A 15,701-nucleotide genomic window follows, 5' to 3' on the forward strand; every position below is an offset into this window, starting at 1 on the left:
ATGCCTGGAACGCCCTCATCAACGATCCAAGCCGCATCACCTCCATCGCCACCCGCGACTACGCACAGGTCAACCGTTGAGGGCGTTGGTATGAGTGCCACCGCACCGCCGAACCCCGATGACCGGGGCCCTGGCAGTTGGACAAGCGAGTCCCCATCGCCCTCATCCTGGCGGTCGCCGTACAGACCGCCGGCATGGTGTGGTGGGCCGGGCGGCTATCCGTCAGGGTGGACCAGCACGCCGCCATGATCGCTGACCTTCGCCTGGCCGACACGGCGCAGATGATGGATAGCCGCCGCATCTCGGGCGCGCTTGCGTGGATGGACGAGCGACTGAAGGCGCATGCCGAGACCCTGAACGATATCAAGAACGCGATCGCCCGGCAGGAGCGCTGAAGGAGGCTGGCATGGACTGGACCGACCTGGGTAACGCTACGCTGGTGCTGATGGCGCTGACGGTCGCCGCGCGGGCGCTGGTGCCGGTGGCGATCGAGGTGCTGCGTGAGCGGTTGCTGGCGAGCCGCAACGCCCGTGTGGCGGCGGCGGAGACGGTGGCGGCGTAGATTGCCCGCGGCCTGGTGCCCGACCTGGCTGCCGGCGTGACCGTGCTGCGGGACAGGCTGCCTGCCACGATGGCGGCGCTGGGGCACCCGCCGCCGGACGTGCTGCAGGGAATCATCCTCAAGGCCGGAGCGGCGGCCACCGGCGGGAGCGCGCGGCCATGACCAACCTGTTCGAGGCGACCATGGCGCGGGTGGCCCTGATGGAAAGGGGATACTCGAACGACCCGACCGACCGCGGCGGCGAGACCAACCACGGCATCACGATCGCGGTGGCGCGAGCCTTCGGGTACCGCGGCGCCATGCGGGAGATGGCCAGGGCGGAGGCGATGGAGATTTACCGCGCCCGGTACTGGACCCAGCCGGCCTTCGACCGAATTGAGCCCATCAGCCCCGAGGTCGCGGGGTGGCTGCTGGATTGCGGGCTCAACATGGGCCAGGCCGCGGCCGGGACGATCCGGCAGCGGGTGCTGAACGCCCTGAATGACCGGGGCGCTCTACCCCGACCTCACCCCGGACGGCCAGTGCGGGGCGATGATCCGGGCGGCGCTTCAGGCGTTGCTGTCCCGCCGGCGGAGCGAGGGGCAGGCGCTCCTGCCGCGAATCCTGACAGCGCTCCAGGCGGCCCGGTACATCGGCGTCATGGAGGCCGATGGCAGCCGGGAAAAGCATGGGTGGGGCTGGATGCGGCAGGTCTTCACGTGCGGGCGTCGGGCCGATAACTACCCTCGTGCCGAACCCGCATGCACCAACCGTCAGCCAAATTGCCAGAAAACGACGGTTGCCCGCGTGGTAGTGGTGCCCAGGAAAGGACTCGAACCTTCACGACCTTGCGGTCACTGGCACCTGAAGCCAGCGCGTCTACCAATTCCACCACCTGGGCAGGAGGCGTCGTTCAGCGAGAGGCGATTTACGGGCCGGGGACGGGGGCGTCAAGCGGGGGGGGTGCGACAAGTTGTGGACTGTTTCCGATGCTTGGCGGGGCAGGGGAGCCCCCATATGGTCCGGCACGGATTTCCCTGACGGAGTGACGGATCATGCGCACGGCGGATCGCAAGGTGGCGACGGTGTTCGGCGGCGCCGGTTTCATCGGACGCTACGTGGTGCAGCGCCTGGCGTCGCAGGACTACATCGTCCGCATCGCGGGGCGGGACCCGCTGGCGGCGCGCTTCCTCTGCACCCAGGGCCGGGTCGGCCAGATCGTGCCGCTGCGCGCCGCGGTGACGGATGCCGCCGCGGTGGCCCGCGCGGTGGAAGGCGCCGATGTGGTGGTGAACCTGGTCGGCATCCTGCACGGGGATTTCGACACGGTGCAGGCCAAGGGGCCGGGCATCGTCGCGCAAGCCGCGGCGGCGGCGGGGGTGCGGCGGCTGGTCCATGTCTCCGCCATCGGCGCCGATGCGGCCAGCGACAGCCTCTATGCCAGCAGCAAGGGGCGGGGGGAGGCCGCGCTGCGCGCCGCCTTCCCGGCGGCGACCATCCTGCGGCCGTCCGTGATCTTCGGGGCCGAGGACAATTTCTTCAATCGATTCGCCGGCATGGCGCGGCTGCTGCCCTTCATGCCCGTCGTCTCCGGCGACACGAAGTTCCAGCCGGTCTTCGTGGGCGATGTCGCCGATGCTGTCATGGCGGCGGTGGAGCGCGAGGACGCCGCCGGCCGCACCTATGAACTCGGCGGGCCGCGGGTGATGAGCATGCGCGACGTGCTGCGCTTCATCCTGGATACGACGCGGCGGACCAAGCGGATGGTGGACATGCCGATGGGGCTGATGGGCTTCCAGGCCCGCCTGCTGGAGAAGCTGCCCAACCCCGCCGTGACCACGGACCAGTTGAAGCTGCTTGGCCGCGACAATGTGGTGGGGCAGGGGATGCCCGGCCTTGCCGATCTCGGCATTGCCCCGACCTCGGTGGAGGCGGTGGTGCCGGGCTATCTGCGGCGGTTCCGCCCGGGCGGCGGGCGGCGTGACCTGGCGGCGGCCTGAGGATGGGGCCGCAGCGGACCTGATTATCGCCTCCTTCGCCCCGGTGGTTGAGGGGGTGAATTGGATCAGTGGAAATTGGGTCAGCAATGCTACCTTATTAATGCATTTCGGACTCGCGTCCTGGTTTTCAGTGCGGTAGAGGGGCCACACGCGGTGCCCGGGGGATGGGAGGGGGCCGCGTGCCTCGTCTCGCCCCAAGGGAGCGTCGCCACCATGGCCGACCGGATGCTGCAGTTCGTGCGCCTCGACCAACGCCTGCCGGAAAAGCGGAAGGCGGATCTGCGACGCGAGGATTTCGACGAGATCTACAAGGCCTTCGATCCCGAAGGCGCCAAGACGCAGGCCAGCCGCTGCAGCCAGTGCGGCGTGCCCTTCTGCTCCGTCCACTGCCCGCTGAACAACAACATCCCGGACTGGCTGAAGCTGACCGCGGAAGGGCGGCTGGAGGAGGCCTATGAGGTCGCCTCCGCCACCAACACCTTCCCGGAGATCTGCGGCCGCATCTGCCCGCAGGATCGCCTCTGCGAAGGCAACTGCGTGATTGAGAAGGACTTCGGCAGCGTCACCATCGGGTCGGTCGAGAAGTACATCACCGACACCGCCTGGGAGAATGGCTGGGTCAAGGCGCCGATTCCGCGCCGCGAACTGGCGCAGAGCGTCGGCATCATCGGCGCCGGCCCCGGCGGCCTGGCGGCGGCGGAGCGGCTGCGCATGCGCGGCTACCAGGTCCATGTCTACGACCGCTACGACCGCGTCGGCGGCCTGATGATCTACGGCATCCCCAACTTCAAGCTGGAGAAGGAGGTGGTGCTGCGCCGCTGGAAGCAGTTCGAGGAAGGCGGCATCCACTTCCACCTGAACGTCGCCGTCGGCAAGGACATCACGCTGGCGGAACTCCGCGAGAAGCATGACGCGGTGCTGGTCGCGACCGGCGTCTACAAGGCGCGCGACATGGCCGCCCCCGGCATTGGGCTCGATGGCATCGTGCCGGCGCTGGACTACCTGACCGCGTCGAACCGCGCGGGCCTCGGCGAAGTCGTGCCCGCCATGGAAAGCGGCGCGCTGAACGCGTCCGGCAAGCGCGTGGTCGTCATCGGCGGCGGCGACACCGCCATGGATTGCGTCCGCACCGCGGTGCGCCAGGGGGCGACCTCCGTCACCTGCCTCTATCGCCGCGACAAGGCCAACATGCCGGGCTCCATGCGCGAAGTGCACCATGCCGAGGAAGAGGGCGTGACCTTCGAATGGCTCGGCGCGCCGGAAGCCTTCCTGGGCGATGGCAAGGTCGATGGCGTGCGCGCGCATCGCATGCATCTCGGCCTGCCCGACGCCTCTGGCCGCCAGCAGGTGGAACCGATTCCCGGCAGCAGCTTCACCATGCCGGCCGATCTGGTCATCATGGCGCTGGGCTTCGACCCCGAGGACCTGCCCAAGGCCTTCGAGGAGCCGGCCCTGCCCGTGACGCGCTGGGGCACGCTGAAGGTGAACCACCGCACCATGATGACGGACCTGCCCGGCGTCTTCGCCGCGGGCGACATCGTGCGCGGGGCGTCGCTGGTGGTCTGGGCGATCCGCGATGGGCGCGACGCGGCGGAATACATGCACAACTACATCCAGCAGAAGACCGCGGCGCTCGCCGTGGCGGCGGAGTGATCCCCATGGACAACGGGTTCGAGACCGGCGCGCAGTTCGCCGAAGGCTACAAGGCCAACCTGGCCACGCTGCGGGACGCCCATGTCGACCTGACCGAGCATGACGCCTGCGGCGTCGGCCTGGTGGCGGCGCTGGATGGCAAGGCGCGGCGGGATGTCGTGCAGGCCGGCATCGATGCGCTGAAGGCGGTGTGGCACCGCGGCGCGGTGGATGCCGATGGCAAGACCGGCGACGGCGCCGGCATCCATATCGAGATTCCCCAGGACTTCTTCACGGAAGTCGTGCAGCGCGGTGGCGATGCCGTGCGGCCGGGGCGCATCGCGGTCGGCATGGTGTTCCTGCCGAAGACCGACCTCGGCGCGCAGGAACGCTGCCGCCAGATCGTCGAGACCGAGATCCTGAACGCCGGCTACAACATCTATTCCTGGCGCCAGGTGCCGATCGACGTGTCCTGCATCGGCGAGAAGGCCAATGCGACGCGGCCAGAGATCGAGCAGATCCTGCTGTGGAACCCGCGTGGCGTCGATGACGACACCTATGAGCGGGACCTCTACGTCATCCGCCGGCGGATCGAGAAGCAGGCCATCGCGGCGCAGATTCCGGAGCTGTACCTGTGCTCCCTGTCCTGCCGCTCGATCATCTACAAGGGCATGTTCCTGGCGGAGAACCTGACGGATTTCTTCCCGGACCTGAACGACACGCGCTTCGTCAGCCGCTTCGCCATCTATCACCAGCGCTATTCCACCAACACCTTCCCCACCTGGCGCCTGGCCCAGCCCTTCCGCACGCTGGCCCATAACGGTGAGATCAACACCGTCCACGGCAACATCAACTGGATGAAGAGCCACGAGACGCGGCTCGCCCATCCCCTGCTCGATGCCTACATGGACGATCTGAAGCCGATCGTGCAGGCGGGCGGGTCGGACACCGCGACGCTCGACAATGTGTTCGAGCTGCTGGTGCGCGGCGGGCGCGATGCGCCGATGGCCAAGGCGATGCTGATCCCGGAAAGCCTCGGCAACAACGCGACGATGCCGGAGGCGCACCGGGAGTTCTTCCTCTACTGCAACGCGGTGATGGAGCCCTGGGACGGCCCGGCGGCGATCGCGGCGACGGACGGCAAGTGGGCGATCGGAGGGCTGGACCGCAACGGCCTGCGCCCGATGCGCTACACCATCACCACCGACAACATGCTGGTCACGGGGTCCGAGACCGGCATGGTGAAGATCGCGGAGGACCGCATCATCGCCAAGGGCCGCGTCGGACCCGGGCAGTGCGTCGCCGTCGATCTCTCGACCGGCCGATTCTATGGCGACACGGAGCTGAAGGACGCGCTGTCCGCCCGCAAGCCCTTCGGTGACTGGACGCGCCGCACCACGCGCATCGACGGCATCGTCAAGGCCGGCGCCGATGAGCAGGCGGAATGGAGCGGCGAGGCGCTGCGCCGCCGCCAGCTGGCCGTCGGCTACACGCTGGAGGAGTTGGAGACGATCCTGCACCCGATGGTGGAGGAGGCGAGCGAGGCCGTGGGCTCCATGGGCGACGACACGCCCATCGCCGTGCTGTCCGGCCAGTATCGCGGCCTGCACCATTATTTCCGGCAATCCTTCAGCCAGGTGACCAACCCGCCGATCGACAGCCTGCGTGAGACGCGGGTGATGTCGCTGAAGACGCGGCTCGGCAATCTCGGGAACATCCTCGATGAGGACCCGACCCAGTGCGACATGCTGATGCTGGACAGCCCCGTGCTGTCCAATGCGGAATTCGCCGCGATGCGCGCCTATATGGGCGCCACCGTCTGCACCGTGGACGCGACCTTCCCGGTGTCCGAAGGCGAACAGGGGCTGCGCCGCGCGATCGAGCGCATCCGGCGGGAGGCCGAGGAAGGCGTGCGAAGCGGCTGCGCGCATGTGATCCTCTCCGATGAGGCGCAGGGGCCCGAGCGCGCGGCCATCCCGATGATCCTGGCGGTCGGCGGCGTGCACACGCATCTCGTGCGCCATTCGCTGCGGACCTTCACCTCCGTCAATGTGCGCTGCGCGGAATCCATCGACGTCCACTACATCGCCGTGCTGATCGGCGCGGGTGCGACGACGGTGAATGCCTATCTCGCGCAGGAAAGCATCGCGGACCGGCACCGCCGCGGGCTGTTCGGCAGCCTGTCGCTGAAGGATTGCGTCGCCCGCTACAAGAAGGCGGTGGACAAGGGTCTGCTGAAGGTGATGTCCAAGATGGGCATCTCCGTCATCAGCTCCTATCGCGGCGGCATGAACTTCGAGGCCATCGGCCTGTCCCGCGCGCTCGTCGCCGAATTCTTCCCGGGCATCGCCAGCCGCATTTCCGGCATCGGCCTGTCCGGCATCGCGCGCCGCGTGCTGGCGCTGCATGCCAAGGCCTGGGACGCGGATGCGGTGACGCTGCCGGTCGGCGGCCTCTACAAGCTGCGGAAGCGCGGCGAGAACCACGCCTTCGACGGCAGCCTGATCCACACGCTGCAGAAGGCTGTCGAGACGGACAGCTACCAGACCTTCAAGCGCTACACGGATGGCGTGCGGAAGCTGCCGCCGGTGGCGCTGCGGGACCTGCTGGATTTCCGCGCCGATGGCCGCACGCCGGTGTCCCTGGAGGAAGTCGAGAGCATCACGGAGATCCGCAAGCGCCTGGTGGCGCCCGGCATCTCCCTCGGTGCGCTGAGCCCGGAGGCGCATGAGACGCTCTCCATCGCCATGAACCGTATCGGCGCGCGGTCCGACAGCGGCGAGGGTGGCGAGGATCCCGCCCGCGCGAAGCCGCGGCGCAATGGCGACAACGCCAATTCCGCGATCAAGCAGATCGCCTCGGGCCGCTTCGGCGTCACGGCCGAATACCTGAACAACTGCAAGGAGATCGAGATCAAGGTCGCGCAGGGCGCCAAGCCTGGTGAGGGCGGGCAGTTGCCCGGCTTCAAGGTGACGGAGCTCATCGCCAAGCTGCGGCATTCCACGCCGGGCGTGATGCTGATCTCGCCGCCGCCGCACCACGACATCTACTCGATCGAGGATCTGGCGCAGCTCATCTACGATTTGAAGCAGATCAACCCCGAAGCGACGGTCTGCGTGAAGCTGGTGGCGCGCAGCGGCATCGGCACCATCGCGGCGGGCGTGGCCAAGGCGAAGGCGGATGCGATCCTGGTGTCCGGCCATTCCGGCGGCACGGGGGCGTCGCCCGTCTCCTCCATCAAGCATGCGGGCCTGCCGTGGGAGATGGGGCTTTCCGAAACCCACCAGGTGCTGATGCTGAACAGGCTTCGCCACCGCGTGAAGCTGCGCACCGATGGCGGCCTCAAGACGGGGCGGGACGTGGTGATCGCGGCCATGCTGGGCGCCGAGGAATTCGGCATCGGCACGGCGAGCCTCGTTGCCATGGGCTGCATCATGGTGCGGCAGTGCCATTCCAACACCTGCCCGGTCGGCGTCTGCACGCAGGATGACGCGCTCCGCCAGAAGTTCACCGGCACGCCGGAGAAGGTCATCAACCTCTTCTCCTTCGTGGCGGAGGAGGTGCGGGAAATCCTGGCCAGCCTCGGCTTCCGCAAGCTGACCGACGTGATCGGCCGCACCGACCTGCTGCGCCAGGTGTCGCGCGGTTCCGATGACCTCGACGACCTCGACCTCAACCCCCTCCTGGTCAAGGCGGATGCGGGCGCCCACGCCGCCTATTGCACCATGGAAGGCCGGAACGAGGTGCCGGAGACGCTCGACGCCGACATGATCCGCGATGCCGCGGCGCTGTTCGAGCGTGGCGAGAAGATGCAGCTGGCCTACAACATCCGGAACACGCATCGCGCCATCGGCACGAAGATCTCCTCCAAGATCGTGCGCAAGTTCGGGATGGAGGGGCTGCAGCGCGGGCACCTGACCGTGCGGCTGCGCGGTTCCGCCGGCCAGTCGCTGGGCGCCTTCGCTGTGAAGGGCCTCAAGCTGGAAGTCTTCGGCGACGCCAATGACTATGTCGGCAAGGGCCTGTCGGGCGGCACCATCGTGGTGCGGCCGGCGCCGTCCTCCTCGCTCGTGTGGCGGGAGAACACGATCATCGGCAATACCTGCCTCTACGGCGCGACCGGTGGCGCGCTGTTCGCGGCGGGCCAGGCGGGCGAACGCTTCGCCGTGCGCAATTCCGGCGCGCTGGCGGTGGTGGAAGGCTGCGGCGCCAACGGGGCCGAGTACATGACGGGCGGCTGCGTCGTCATCCTCGGTGCCGTGGGCGACAATTTCGGCGCCGGCTTCACCGGCGGCATGGCCTTCCTCTACGACGCCGACAACACCTTCGAGAAGCGCGTGAACCCGGAGACGCTGCTGTGGCAGCGCCTCGGCGGCAGCGCGCATTGGGAGGAGGTGCTGCGCGACCATGTGCAGCGCCATGTGAAGGAGACGGGCAGCCCCTTCGCCGCCCGCATCCTGAATGACTGGGCGTCGGAGCGCGGCCATTTCTGGCACATCGTACCGAAGGAATACGCGAAGTACCTGCCCAAGCCGATGACCGACGCCGCGGCCGTCGCCGCGGAGTGATCGGCCGAAGGGCCGTCCTGGCCAGCCCCGCGCTACTCGGCGCGGGGTGTGCCAGCGCGCAGGTGCCGCCCCCGATCCCGCAGGCGGCGGCGGGGCCGGGGCTGCATGCGCGGGCCGCAGCCAAGGGGCTGATGTTCGGCGCGGCCCTCAATACCGGCCAGCTGGCGGAACCCGACACCACCGCGGCGATCCGCGCGGAATGCGGGCTGCTGGTCGCGGAATACGAGATGAAGTGGGACCAGGTGGAGCCCAGCCGGGGCGACCGGCGCTTCCGCCTGCCCGATCGCCTGATGGAATTCGCGCGCGTCAACCGCATGGCGATGCGCGGCCATACGCTGGTCTGGCATGAAAGCGATCCGCCCTGGATGGGCAGGCTCGATGCGCGGGGCCTGGCGAATGCCATGCAGGACCATATCGAGGCGACGGTCGGCCGCTGGCGCGGGCGCGTCGGCACCTGGGACGTGGTGAACGAAGCCGTGCGGGCGGAGGATGGGCGCGTCGACTGGCTGCGCCGCACCCGGATGCTGGAGGTTCTGGGTCCCGACTACATCCCCGCCGCCTTCCGCGCTGCCCGCACCGCCGACCCGGCCGCGCGGCTGGCCTATAATGATTTCGGCTGCGAACACGCCACCGTCGCCGCACGGCGCAAGCGCATGGGCGTGCTCGCCCTGCTGCGCGGGCTGAAGCGCGCCGGCGCGCCGCTGGATGTGCTGGGTGTGCAGGCGCATCTCCAGGCCGGGCAGCCCTTCGCGGCCGATGAATGGCAGGATTTCCTCTCCGATGTCGCCGAACTCGGCCTGACGATCGAGGTGACGGAACTCGACGTGAATGACCGCGCGTTGCCCGCCGACGTCGCGGCACGGGATGCCGGCAGCGCCGATTTGGTGCGCCGCTTCCTGGAGGCGACGCTGGCCCAGCGCGCCGTCCGCGCCGTGGTCACCTGGGGCCTCAGCGACCGGCACAGCTGGGTCCATGCTGGCCGGCTGCCGGAACATCGCCGCCGCGACAGCGCCCGGGCGCGGCCCCTGCCGCTGGATGACGCGATGCGCCGCAAGCCGATGTGGCACGCCATCGCCATCGCCCTCGACGGCGCGCCCAGCCGCGCCTGATGAGGCGGGCTGTTGGCCCGCCGCGCCCCGCATGCGATAGGGCGTCCCATCCCCGAACCGAAGCGCCAGCCTGCATGCGGATTCTCCACCACCTCCCCCTCTCTCCCTTCTCCCGCAAGGTCCGGCTCGCCCTCGCGGAGAAGCGGATCCCCTTCGAATTGCGGGTGGAGAAGGTCTGGGAACGGCGGGAGGAATTCCTGGCGGTGAACCCGGCCTGCACGGTGCCGGTGCTGCAGGAAGCCAATGGCCTGTCGATCGTCGATTCCAGCGCGATCTGCGAATACCTGGACGAGGCCTATCCGGACATGCCGCTGCTGGGCCGCACGCTCGCGGAACGGGCGGAGGTGCGGCGCCTCGTCGCCTGGTTCGACCAGAAATTCTATGCCGAGGTCACGCGCAACCTGCTGTTCGAGAAGCAGATGAAGCGGCTGCTGGGGCGCGGCAACCCGGATGCGGCCTCGATCCGCGCGGGTTATGCCAACCTCAAGCCGCATCTCGAATACATCGGCTGGCTGGCGGAGACGCGGGCCTGGCTGGCGGGGCCGGCGCTGAGCCTGGCGGACCTGGCCGCGGCGGCGCAGCTTTCGACGCTGGACTATATCGGGGACCTGGACTGGTCGATCTCCGACGGCGCGAAGGACTGGTACGCGCGGGTCAAGTCGCGCCCGTCCTTCCGCGGGCTGCTGGCGGACCGGGTGAGCGGCGTGACGCCGCCGCCGCATTACGCGGACCTCGATTTCTAGAAACCGGGCCGGGGGGCGGACGTTTCGCCCCCCATGACCCATCGCCTTCTCCTCGCCGCCATCCTTGTCCCGGGCCTCGCCCTCGCGCAGCCTGTCGCGCCGCCCCAGGCCGGTGGCCCGCCGGCCGGGCGGGTGGAGGAGATCGGGCGGGATGCCGGGCCGGCCCTGCATCCGCCCCGCACCGACAGCCCCCAGGCGGTGAACCGCGGTACGGATGGTTCGGCCGTGGGCCGCGACCAGCCCGCGGGGACGGGCACGACGCCGCAGGGCTTCCTCGGCGAGAGCACCGCCGGCGCGCGGGAACCGGCCACGCCGCCGGCGGGGGTGCCGCCGCAATCGCGGCCGGAGTGAACCTTGCCATTCCGGCGTTGACGCCCTGATCGCCTTGCCCTGAGTATTGCCGGAAAAGCAATCGAGGGTTGCGTATGAGCGTCCGGGTTCTGCTCATGGTCGCTATGCTGTTGCTCTCCCCGTACGCGCAGGCGCAGGCGCCGGGTGCGATGGTGGAGGGCAGCCTGGCGGTCGGGAACAAGGTCCTGCCCCTGCCGCCCGGGTCGTGGCGGGTGCTTCACCTCGGCGTCGATGACCTGCGCACCAGCGACATGATGGTGCCGACCCGGGTGCACCAGGCGGTGCTGGTGCAGGAACGCGCGGGCCGCGCCGCGGCGGTCATCGTCGCCCAGGCGGCGCAGGAAATCGGGGTGCATTGGGAACCGCATGGGATCTGCCTCAACGAAGGCGCCATCGCGCGCCGTGTCGCCTCCGCCGTGCGCGCGGCCCTGGATTGCCGGGGCCTCGTGGTGGTTGCTGGCGGACGGCAGCCGGGGCTTCCGGGCTACCTGGCCGCGCTCTATGACGAAGGCCAGCGACGCGCGGGCTGGCTGCCCCCCTACTGGATCAGCAGTCAGTTCCTGATCAGCGAGACGATGCACTACCTGAATGTCGAGTACCGCGTGGCGCCATCCGCCTCCATGTCTGCGGCGACGGGCGGCGTGACCCTGACCGAGGGCGCCCGCGTTTCGCTACCGCAAGCCCTTGTCGATCAGCTTGATGGCTGGGGCGCGCGCGCCCATGCGGAACTTCGTCGCGGGCTCTATGGCCGCCAGCCCGCCACCCCGCTGCCTGCGCCCTTCTGAGCCCTACCCCGCGAAGAAGCCCCAGAGCAGCGGCAGCAGCAGCGCCGTCGCCAGCGCGTTCAGCCCCATCGCCAGGCCGCTGAAGGCACCCGCGGTGGCGTTGACGCTCAGCGCCCGCGCCGTGCCGGTGCCATGCGACGCCGTGCCGATGGCGATCCCCCGTGCCCGCCAATCCCTGACGCCCGCCCAGTCCAGCACCACCGGGCCGAGCGCCGCCCCGACGATGCCGGACAGGATCACCACCACGGCGGTCAGGCTCGGCAGGCCGCCGATGCGTTCCGCGATGCCCATGGCGACGGGGGTGGTGACGGAACGGGGCGCCAGGCTGGCCACCACCTCCGGCGCCGCACCCAGTGCGAGCGCGATGCCGATGCCCGCAAGGGCCGCGAAGGCGCCACCGAGGACGATGGAGGCCGTGGCGGCCAGGGCAGATCGCCGCACCAGCGCGAATTGCCGATACAGCGGCACGGCCAGCGCCACGGTGGCGGGGCCGAGCAGGAAATGGACGAATTGCGCGCCGCTGAAATAGGCGCGGTAGTCGATGCCCGCCGCCAGGAGCCCGCCCGCCAGCAACGCGACCGCGATCAGCACCGGATTCGCCAGCGGGTGACGCCCGGACCAGGCATGGATGCGCAGCGCCGCCAGCCAGGCCAGCAGCGTCGCCGTCAGTGCCGCCAAGGGCTCCTGCGCCAGGTAGACCCAGATCTCCGCCAGCGGGGTCACGGATCGTCCCTGGGGAGCGGTGCCTCCTTGGGGAGTAATGCTTCCTTGGGTAGCAAGGCCTGGGCGACCCGCCCCGTCGCGGCGATGGCGGCCAGCGTGCCGGCCAGCACGGCCAGCGACAGCGGCGCCCAGTCCCGCGCCAGCACGGGCAGGAACAGCACCACGCCGACACCCGCCGGCACGAAGAGCAGCCCGAGATTGGCGAGCAACCCATCCGCCGTGCCGCCCAGCGCCTCCGGCGCAGGCCGCCGGCGCGCGAGCAGTGCCCCGAACAGGATCACCATGCCGATCACCGGCCCTGGCACCGGCAGGGGCAGCGCGCGCACCGCGACCTCCCCGGCCAGCTGGCAGACCAGCAGCGCGGTGATCGCGCCGATCATGCCGTGGCGGTCAACGCCGGAAGGGCCCGGCCTCGTTGAGCGCCAGGTTCTGCGCGGCCAAATCCGCCGTCGGGCTGTCCGGCGCGATCTCGATCGCCCGCTCCCAGTCATCCCGCGCCCCGGCGGTGTCGCCGCGGAGCTGGCGGATGATGCCGCGTTCCAGCAGCGCCTCGGCATAGTTGGGGTCGAGGGCGAGCGCCCGGTCGATGTCCCGCGCGGCATTGTCGACGCGGTCGAGGTGCCGCCAGGCGGCGGCGCGGAACATCAGCGCCTCTGTCCGATCCGCATCGAGGGTCAGCGCGCGGTCCAGATCCTCCAGCGCCTCCCGGTAGCGGGAAAGGGAGCCGAGGGTGACGGCGCGATCCGTCAGCAGGTCCGGATCATCGGGTGAGATCGTCAGCGCCAGCGTTGCGGTCGCATAGGCGCGGCCGGCATCGCCGGCCATGAGCCAGGCCTGGGTCGCCTGGGCGAAGACCGCTGCGCGGGCGGCGTTGCCGGCGCGGGAATTGCGGGCGAGGCCCTCCAGCTGCCGCGCCGCCAGCGCGGGTTCGCCCAGCGCCAGGGTGGAGATGGCCAGGCAGTGCCGGGCACCTTCCCCGCCACCTTCGGCCTCCCAGGCCTCGGCGAAGCTGCGGGCTTCCACGGCGTCGGTGCGGGCCAGGGTCATGCAGCGCTCGCTGCGGGCGCTGCCGTCCAGCCGTGGGGGTTCCGGCGGCGTCGGCAGGACTTCCTCGGCCGTCAGGGCGGGGCTGGGGATCACCATCACCCAGGTGAACGCCCCCAGCGCCGCCAGCGCGGCGGCGGCGAAGGCGCCGAGGAGCATGGTGCGGGCGGGGCGTCGCATGGCGTGTTTCTATACCACCTTGCGCGGGACGGGAATCGTCGCGCGATACGGCCGGCGCCCCGCAACCGGCGGTGGTTTCAGTCCGAAACGATCCGGTGTTCCCGCACCACCTTGCCCCAGCGTTCGTATTCGCTGGCGACGAAGGCCCCGAATTCCGCGGGGGCCATGGCCCGGGGCGTCATGCCGATGCCGGCCAGCCTTTCCCGCACTCCCGGATCGGCGAGCGTGGCGGCGAGGTCCGCATTGATGCGGGCCACGATGGCGTCTGGCGTCCGCGCCGGCGCCAGCACCCCCACCCAGCTATCGGCGGAGAAGCCCGGGAAGCCCTGCTCCGCCACCGTCGGCACCGTCGGGTGGACCGGGGAGCGTTCGGCGCCGGACAGCGCCACGCCGCGCAGCGACCCGGCCGCCACATGCGGCCCGACCGCGACGGTGGAGGTGATGACCAGCGGCACCTGCCCGCCGAGCGCCGCCTGCACGGCCGGCCCGCCGCCGCGGAAGGGGACATGGGTGAAGCGCGCGCCGGTCAGGGTCTGCAACTGCGCCATCATCAGGTGGCCGGTGGAGCCGTTGCCGATGGTGCCGTAATGCGGGCCTTCCCCGATCCGCCCCGCCGCGATGACGTCGGCCAGGGTGCGGAAGGGGGCGGAGGGATGCGCCGCCATCAGCACCGGCGCGCCGCCGATGAAGCCGACAGGCGCGAAATCCGCCAGCGTGTCGAAGGGCATGCGCGGCACCATGTGCGGGTTCACCGCATGGGTGGACAGCGCGAAGAGCAGCGTGTGGCCATCCGGCGCGCTGCGCACCACTGCCTCCGCCCCGATCAGGCCGGAGGCGCCGCCGCGATTCTCCACCACCACCTGCCGGCCGAGCTTCTCCGACAATACCGGCGCGACCAGGCGCGCCACCGTGTCCACCGTGCCGCCGGGCGGGAAGTTCACCACGGCGCGGATCGGCCGGTCCTGGGGAAACGCTTGCGCCCGGGCGCCGGCCCAGGGCAGCGCGAGTCCCGTGGTAGCCAGGGCAAGGGCGTGGCGGCGACGAAGCATGGGGACGTTTCCTGTCTTGCTTTTAATGCCCGACCATGGAGGAAGGATCGCGGGGGCCGCAACCCCTTTGCAGCCGCGCCACCGGGGCGCACATCGGCGGGGCAGCATGGGGGATGGCATGGCGGACCGGATGGTGGTGGCGGGCCTTGGCTATAGCGGGGGCGCGATCGCGGCGGAGGCGCTGGAAGCGGGCTTCGCGGTGACGGGCACGGCGCGCGACCCCGCGCGCGCGGCTCCGCCGCCCGGCGTCGCCGTGGTGGCCTTCGCCGAGGCGGGGGAGGCGATCCGCAACGCCACGCACCTGGTCATCACCGCCGCGCCGGGGGAAAGCGGGGACCCGGTCCTTGCCGTCCATGCCGCCGCCATCGCCGCGGCGCCGGCGCTGCGCTGGATCGGCTACCTCTCCACCACCGGCGTCTATGGCGATCGCGGTGGCGGCGCGGTGGATGAGGCAACGCCGCCCGCGCCTGGCCAGGATCGGTCGAAGCGCCGGCTGGTAGCGGAGGAGGCCTGGCGCTTGGCGGCCGGCGGGCGGGCGCTGGACCTGTTCCGGGTGGGGGGCATCTACGGGCCGGGGCGGTCTTCGCTGGACGAAATCCGCGCCGGCACCGCGCGCCGCGTGGTGAAGCCCGGCCACGCCTTCAGCCGCATCCACCGGGATGACATCGCACTCGCCGTGGTGGCGGCGGCGCGGCGGCCGGATGGGGTGCGGGTGCTGCACCTGGTGGATGACGAACCCGCGGCCTCCGCCGATGTGGTGACGGAAGCGGCACGGCTGCTCGGCATGGCGCCGCCGCCCGCGCTGGCCTTCGAGGATTCGGCGCCGCGCATGTCGCCCATGGCGCTGTCCTTCTGGTCGGAGAATCGCGTGGTGACGAATGCGGCGACCAAGGCGGCACTCGGCATCGAATGGCGCTGCCCGACCTACCGGGAGGGGCTGGCCGCGATCCTGGCGGCGGGGGGGTGACTGCTGGCG

At 70.3% G+C, this 15,701-nt stretch carries 15 protein-coding genes, 1 tRNA gene and 2 pseudogenes; 13 read left to right on the forward strand and 5 right to left on the reverse strand.

Annotated elements, in window-relative coordinates; genetic code table 11:
• The first annotated feature begins 245 nt into the window (after positions 1-245).
• From BM041_RS31020 to BM041_RS32105, 5 genes and pseudogenes are all read left to right on the forward strand, one after another.
• Positions 246-395, forward strand: coding sequence for a hypothetical protein (locus BM041_RS31020; RefSeq protein ID WP_217648845.1), 150 nt, complete (start codon positions 246-248; stop codon positions 393-395).
• A gap of 11 nt (positions 396-406) precedes the next feature.
• The gene (locus tag BM041_RS30805) at positions 407-562 is read left to right on the forward strand and encodes a hypothetical protein (protein WP_175534175.1); all 156 of its coding nucleotides are present in this window, start codon (positions 407-409) and stop codon (positions 560-562) included.
• Positions 563-577: 15 nt separating this feature from the next.
• On the forward strand, positions 578-724 hold the full coding sequence (locus BM041_RS30810; protein WP_175534176.1) for a hypothetical protein: 147 nt from the start codon (positions 578-580) through the stop codon (positions 722-724).
• A 38-nt stretch (positions 725-762) separates the two neighbouring features.
• Positions 763-984: pseudogene (locus BM041_RS32100) on the forward strand (glycosyl hydrolase 108 family protein); the annotation flags it as partial.
• Positions 985-1,093: 109 nt separating this feature from the next.
• Positions 1,094-1,192, forward strand: a pseudogene (locus BM041_RS32105) (hypothetical protein); the annotation flags it as partial.
• 163 nt (positions 1,193-1,355) lie between these two features.
• Here the strand turns inward: BM041_RS32105 and BM041_RS25460 are convergent.
• Positions 1,356-1,442 (reverse strand) — tRNA-Leu (locus BM041_RS25460).
• A gap of 154 nt (positions 1,443-1,596) precedes the next feature.
• On the opposite strand from BM041_RS25460, the gene BM041_RS25465 reads away from it, so the two are divergent.
• From BM041_RS25465 to BM041_RS25495, 7 genes are all read left to right on the forward strand, one after another.
• The gene (locus tag BM041_RS25465; protein ID WP_092962739.1) at positions 1,597-2,541 is read left to right on the forward strand and encodes a complex I NDUFA9 subunit family protein; all 945 of its coding nucleotides are present in this window, start codon (positions 1,597-1,599) and stop codon (positions 2,539-2,541) included.
• A gap of 213 nt (positions 2,542-2,754) precedes the next feature.
• Complete coding sequence (locus tag BM041_RS25470; protein ID WP_092962740.1) at positions 2,755-4,194, forward strand: NAD(P)-dependent oxidoreductase; 1,440 nt, start codon at positions 2,755-2,757, stop codon at positions 4,192-4,194.
• A 5-nt stretch (positions 4,195-4,199) separates the two neighbouring features.
• Entirely contained in the window at positions 4,200-8,741 is a 4,542-nt protein-coding gene (gene gltB / locus BM041_RS25475) for a glutamate synthase large subunit (RefSeq protein WP_092962741.1), read from the forward strand.
• Complete coding sequence (locus tag BM041_RS25480) at positions 8,738-9,850, forward strand: endo-1,4-beta-xylanase (protein ID WP_092962742.1); 1,113 nt, start codon at positions 8,738-8,740, stop codon at positions 9,848-9,850. Before gltB ends, BM041_RS25480 begins: the two co-directional genes overlap by 4 nt.
• Before the next feature lie 74 nt (positions 9,851-9,924).
• Complete coding sequence (gene fzlA / locus BM041_RS25485; protein WP_092962743.1) at positions 9,925-10,593, forward strand: FtsZ-binding protein FzlA; 669 nt, start codon at positions 9,925-9,927, stop codon at positions 10,591-10,593.
• A 33-nt stretch (positions 10,594-10,626) separates the two neighbouring features.
• Positions 10,627-10,944, forward strand: a complete 318-nt coding sequence (locus BM041_RS25490) for a hypothetical protein (protein ID WP_092962744.1) — start codon at positions 10,627-10,629, stop codon at positions 10,942-10,944.
• A gap of 95 nt (positions 10,945-11,039) precedes the next feature.
• Positions 11,040-11,729 (forward strand): hypothetical protein, encoded by a 690-nt coding sequence (locus tag BM041_RS25495; RefSeq protein ID WP_139226179.1) that lies wholly within the window; start codon positions 11,040-11,042, stop codon positions 11,727-11,729.
• Positions 11,730-11,732: 3 nt separating this feature from the next.
• Here the strand turns inward: BM041_RS25495 and BM041_RS25500 are convergent, their stop codons facing one another.
• From BM041_RS25500 to BM041_RS25515, 4 genes are all read right to left on the reverse strand, one after another.
• Positions 11,733-12,452, reverse strand: coding sequence for an LrgB family protein (locus BM041_RS25500; RefSeq protein ID WP_092962746.1), 720 nt, complete (start codon positions 12,450-12,452; stop codon positions 11,733-11,735).
• A complete protein-coding gene (locus BM041_RS25505) occupies positions 12,449-12,832 on the reverse strand; it encodes a CidA/LrgA family protein (protein ID WP_092962747.1) in 384 nt (127 codons plus the stop codon). The genes BM041_RS25500 and BM041_RS25505 overlap by 4 nt, the downstream gene beginning before the upstream one ends.
• A gap of 10 nt (positions 12,833-12,842) precedes the next feature.
• The gene (locus BM041_RS25510; RefSeq protein WP_245762270.1) at positions 12,843-13,676 is read right to left on the reverse strand and encodes a tetratricopeptide repeat protein; all 834 of its coding nucleotides are present in this window, start codon (positions 13,674-13,676) and stop codon (positions 12,843-12,845) included.
• Positions 13,677-13,753: 77 nt separating this feature from the next.
• Positions 13,754-14,725 (reverse strand): Bug family tripartite tricarboxylate transporter substrate binding protein, encoded by a 972-nt coding sequence (locus BM041_RS25515; RefSeq protein ID WP_175534178.1) that lies wholly within the window; start codon positions 14,723-14,725, stop codon positions 13,754-13,756.
• A gap of 118 nt (positions 14,726-14,843) precedes the next feature.
• Between BM041_RS25515 and BM041_RS25520 the strand changes: the two genes are divergently transcribed.
• Positions 14,844-15,692: a Rossmann-fold NAD(P)-binding domain-containing protein gene (locus BM041_RS25520; protein ID WP_092962749.1), complete on the forward strand. Its 849-nt coding sequence runs from the start codon at positions 14,844-14,846 to the stop codon at positions 15,690-15,692.
• The last annotated feature ends 9 nt before the right edge of the window (positions 15,693-15,701 follow it).

This window comes from Falsiroseomonas stagni DSM 19981 (assembly GCF_900114315.1).
Classification (GTDB): domain Bacteria; phylum Pseudomonadota; class Alphaproteobacteria; order Acetobacterales; family Acetobacteraceae; genus Falsiroseomonas; species Falsiroseomonas stagni.

Coding starts and splice junctions, on each gene's coding strand:
- BM041_RS25490 (WP_092962744.1), top strand. CDS start 10,627: ATGACCCATCGCCTTCTCCTCGCCGCCATCCTTGTCCCGGGCCTCGCC.
- BM041_RS25520 (WP_092962749.1), top strand. CDS start 14,844: ATGGCGGACCGGATGGTGGTGGCGGGCCTTGGCTATAGCGGGGGCGCG.
- BM041_RS31020 (WP_217648845.1), top strand. CDS start 246: ATGATCGCTGACCTTCGCCTGGCCGACACGGCGCAGATGATGGATAGC.
- BM041_RS25470 (WP_092962740.1), top strand. CDS start 2,755: ATGGCCGACCGGATGCTGCAGTTCGTGCGCCTCGACCAACGCCTGCCG.
- BM041_RS25465 (WP_092962739.1), top strand. CDS start 1,597: ATGCGCACGGCGGATCGCAAGGTGGCGACGGTGTTCGGCGGCGCCGGT.
- fzlA (WP_092962743.1), top strand. CDS start 9,925: ATGCGGATTCTCCACCACCTCCCCCTCTCTCCCTTCTCCCGCAAGGTC.
- BM041_RS25495 (WP_139226179.1), top strand. CDS start 11,040: ATGGTCGCTATGCTGTTGCTCTCCCCGTACGCGCAGGCGCAGGCGCCG.
- BM041_RS25510 (WP_245762270.1), bottom strand. CDS start 13,676: ATGCGACGCCCCGCCCGCACCATGCTCCTCGGCGCCTTCGCCGCCGCC.
- BM041_RS25505 (WP_092962747.1), bottom strand. CDS start 12,832: ATGATCGGCGCGATCACCGCGCTGCTGGTCTGCCAGCTGGCCGGGGAG.
- gltB (WP_092962741.1), top strand. CDS start 4,200: ATGGACAACGGGTTCGAGACCGGCGCGCAGTTCGCCGAAGGCTACAAG.
- BM041_RS25515 (WP_175534178.1), bottom strand. CDS start 14,725: ATGCTTCGTCGCCGCCACGCCCTTGCCCTGGCTACCACGGGACTCGCG.
- BM041_RS30805 (WP_175534175.1), top strand. CDS start 407: ATGGACTGGACCGACCTGGGTAACGCTACGCTGGTGCTGATGGCGCTG.